Below are 2,777 nucleotides of genomic sequence, written 5' to 3'. Positions count from 1 at the left end.
GGCGCGGACTGCCCGATCTGCGCCGGCCTGGTCCACCCGCGCAGCCGCGATCTGGTGACCGGCGCGGCACTCACCTCCACGGTGGTCCGCCTGGACCCGCGCAGCCGCCTTCCCGGGTACTGCGTCGTCGCGTGGAACGGCCAGCACGTCGCAGAGGCGTTCGCACTCAGCAAAGACCAGTCGGCGGCGTACTGGGCCGACGTCGCGCGCGTCGCCCGCGCCATCGACCGGGTCTTCAACCCGATGAAGATCAACCTGATGACACTGGGCAACTGGGTGCCGCACCTGCACACGCACGTGGTGCCGCGATACCTCGACGACCCGGCGCCCGGTGGCCCGATCGCCTGGGCGGACATGTTCTACGACGAGCCGCTGCCGGACGCGACGCTTCGCGATCATGCCGAGCGGCTCGCCGCGGTGCTCTACGCGCACGAGTTCGGCTGAGCCCAGCGGCCGTTCGGTACGGTTCCACCATCAAAAGGGGGACGCTGATGCGCGCTCGGACCGTTCGCACCTCAATCGCGTTGGCGAGTGTCGCCGGGCTGCTCGCGGCCTGTGGCACCTCGAGCGGCGGCGCGGGCGCAAGCCACTCCGCCTCCCCCGCCTCCGAGCTGTCCAGCGCAGTGCACGCACTGGGTCACGCCCACTCGCTCGCGCTCACCTTCTCCCTGGGCGTGTCGGGTGCCGACCTGCTCCAGCTCGCGTCCGGGTTCGGCGGTGACGGACCGACCAAGGCCCAGGCGGACGCGCTCGGCAACGACCACATCGGGATCGAGTTCCAGGCGGCCGACGGCAAGACGCTCGGCGAGACGGGCGGCCTGTCGCCGGGCGGCAGCGCCTTCGCCCTCACGCTCGGTGACGACAACCAGAACTACTTCACCTTCGAGGAGGTGGCCGGCGCGCTGTATGCCCACATCGACCTGCGCTACTTCCTCGGACTCGCCAACGGCGCGCCGTCGTTCCGCAAGGTCGAAAGGATGGCGTCCGGTGCCCCGGCGTTCGTCCGCGACGCGCTAGCCGGCAAGTGGATCTCGCTTCCGGCGGCCACACTGAAGTCCTTCGAGGGCCTGGCCACCGGCCAGCTCGGCGCCACGCCAGCGCCCAGCCAGTTCAACGCGCTTCGCGCGAAGCTGCTCTCAACGCTGCTGGCTGACCTGTCGGTCACCCGCGCCGCGAGTGGTGGCACCGACGATCTCGGCATCACGTTCCAGCTGCGCAAGCTGATCAGTGACGAGTACGCCGCCGTCGCACCGACGCTGTCGGGCTTGATCCCCGGCGGGGCCGCGCTACCGCCCCTGCACCCGGCAAAGATTCCGGCCGTATCGGTTCATCTCGACGCTTTCGTGCAGAACTCCGCGCTGTCGAGGGTCGAGCTCGACGCCGGCCAGTTCGACACCGAGGAGCACATCAGCCTGCCGCTCGAGCTCAACATCACCCAGCAGGCGCCGACCATTACGGCACCGGGCAACGCCACGCCGATCGATCTCGGATCGATCGGGCAGCTGCTGTCGGCTGCATAGAGTTCTTTCCAGCCTCGTCGTTCAGGAGTCAACGTGACCAGTCCCGCGCCCGGTTGGTACCCGGATCCGGGCGGCGCCGCGCCGTACCGCTGGTGGAACGGCCAGGCGTGGACCACGGCGACCTCGGACGGCACCACCCCCGCAACCGCGCAGCCCGTCCCTGGAGCCCCGGCGGCTGCGGCGGTGCCGGCGTACGGCGCGGCCCAGGGCTACGGCGCGGCGGCAACCGGATACGACCCCTCGGCACAGGTCGGTCACCACGCCGCGCAGCAGCAGTGGGCGGCAAACCCTGAAGCCGGCGCCCCGCAGAACCCTCAGCAGCCGCAGTACGGCTCGTCGTACTCACAGGTGATGAGCACCCAGCAGCCTCGTAACAGCACCTTCTACCACCAGAACCAGTACGCCGTGTACACGTTCATCATCACGGCCGTCTACTTCGTCATCGCGTTCTCGATCGGTCTGGTCTTCATCGGTGTCGCGCCGGCTTTCGGCGCGTGGCGGAGCAAAGACCGCGGCGAACCGATGGCGCCGCTTGCGATCGGTGCCGCCGTGGTCGCGGTGATCTTCGGCATCGTGATGTTCCGTAACAACACCTGATCGACAGCGCGCTAGCGAGGATCGCTCAGGCTCGGAGGCGCGGCGCTCGGCTCGGTCGCCCACTTGGTGGGACGCGACGCCATCGACTCCATGAGGCGTCCATGCAGCTCTCGGTACGTCAGCCACGCCCGGTTGAGCGAACGCCGGTTGAGCTGCGCCGAGCGGATGTACTCCCGCAGCGCGCTGCTGCCGGGTGCGGCGATCGCGAACCGGTTACGGATCGACACCGACGTGAACAGCGGAGACGACAGCTCCCACGCGTCCACGCCGGGCTGGGCTTGGTAGAGGCCTATCGCCGACAGGACGTAGGCGGCAGACATGGTGCCGGCGTCGTCGTTGCCCGGCAGTCCGTACGGCGAGGCGTTGAACGCACTCGCCTCGGCGCGCACGACCTGCTGGGTTCGCCACGGCTCCCCCAGCCAGTCGTACAACCACGGCGCCTGCAAGTCCGTCTCGTTCGCCGGGGTGTACTGGTTGCCGACGTAGTAGACGCCGAAGAACGAACCCTGTGTCTGCGTCTCCGGAACGGCCGGCGCGACCTGACGATCAAGCGCCGCGGCGAAGAACCGGTCGAGCCGCTTCAGCATCGTCGACCTGCCGATGGCGGCCGCGAGGCCGCGCACGTCCTGCGGGACGAGCCACAGGTACTGCCAGCCCGTC

General features: G+C 69.3%; 4 protein-coding genes. 3 read left to right on the top strand and 1 reads right to left on the bottom strand.

All coding sequences use genetic code 11. The annotated features are described in order from the left end of the window. From VHD82_RS35025 to VHD82_RS35015, 3 genes are all read left to right on the top strand, one after another. On the top strand, window positions 1-444 hold a 444-nt coding region (locus tag VHD82_RS35025; protein ID WP_325713586.1), incomplete at its 5' end, for an HIT family protein. Between the two features lie 80 nt (window positions 445-524). After that, on the top strand, window positions 525-1,520 hold the full coding sequence (locus VHD82_RS35020) for a hypothetical protein (protein WP_325713584.1): 996 nt from the start codon (window positions 525-527) through the stop codon (window positions 1,518-1,520). Window positions 1,521-1,553: 33 nt separating this feature from the next. Beyond that, the gene (locus VHD82_RS35015) at window positions 1,554-2,117 is read left to right on the top strand and encodes a DUF2510 domain-containing protein (protein WP_325713582.1); all 564 of its coding nucleotides are present in this window, start codon (window positions 1,554-1,556) and stop codon (window positions 2,115-2,117) included. An 11-nt stretch (window positions 2,118-2,128) separates the two neighbouring features. Here VHD82_RS35015 and VHD82_RS35010 read toward each other — a convergent pair. Beyond that, the coding region (locus tag VHD82_RS35010) for a glycoside hydrolase domain-containing protein (RefSeq protein ID WP_325713580.1) at window positions 2,129-2,777 on the bottom strand (649 nt) is incomplete at its 5' end.

This window comes from Amycolatopsis sp., assembly GCF_035546795.1.
Classification (GTDB): Bacteria; Actinomycetota; Actinomycetes; order Mycobacteriales; family Pseudonocardiaceae; genus Amycolatopsis_E.
The sequence above is the reverse complement of the archived record's forward strand: the minus strand, read 5'-3'. Positions and strand labels throughout refer to the sequence as shown.